The following is a 342-nucleotide window of genomic DNA, read 5'->3' as shown; positions in this document are numbered from 1 at the left end:
GTGGTAACGGCCGATCTTATCGCCGCGCTCGACAGCGGGCAGGTGGGCCATGCCGTGCTCGACGTGTTCCCGCACGAGCCGCTGCCGCAGCACGATCCGCTGTGGCAGCATCCCGGCGTGACCATCACGCCCCACGTGGCCGCACCCACTGATCCCCATTCGGCCGCGCGCGCGATTGCCGCCAACATCGCGCGCTGGCGCGCCGGGCAGCCGCTGGCCGGGGTGGTGGACCGCGCGGCTGGATACTAATAGGCTGCGCCCCATGGATCGGATGGATCATGCACGCCGCCGTTTTGCCGTGGCCCTGGCAGCGATGGCCGGCTTTGTCGATGCCGTGGGCTT

1 protein-coding gene is annotated in these 342 nt (G+C 70.2%); it reads left to right on the top strand.

The features are described 5' to 3' along the window. On the top strand, window positions 1-249 hold a 249-nt coding region (locus tag H926_RS31335), incomplete at its 5' end, for an NAD(P)-dependent oxidoreductase (protein ID WP_043611282.1). Window positions 250-342 lie beyond the last annotated feature (93 nt).

It is taken from the genome of Novosphingobium sp. B-7, from assembly GCF_000410615.1.
In the GTDB taxonomy this organism is placed as follows: domain Bacteria; phylum Pseudomonadota; class Alphaproteobacteria; order Sphingomonadales; family Sphingomonadaceae; genus Novosphingobium; species Novosphingobium capsulatum.
Note: the sequence above shows the minus strand (reverse complement) of the source record. Positions and strands in the feature narration are given on the sequence as shown.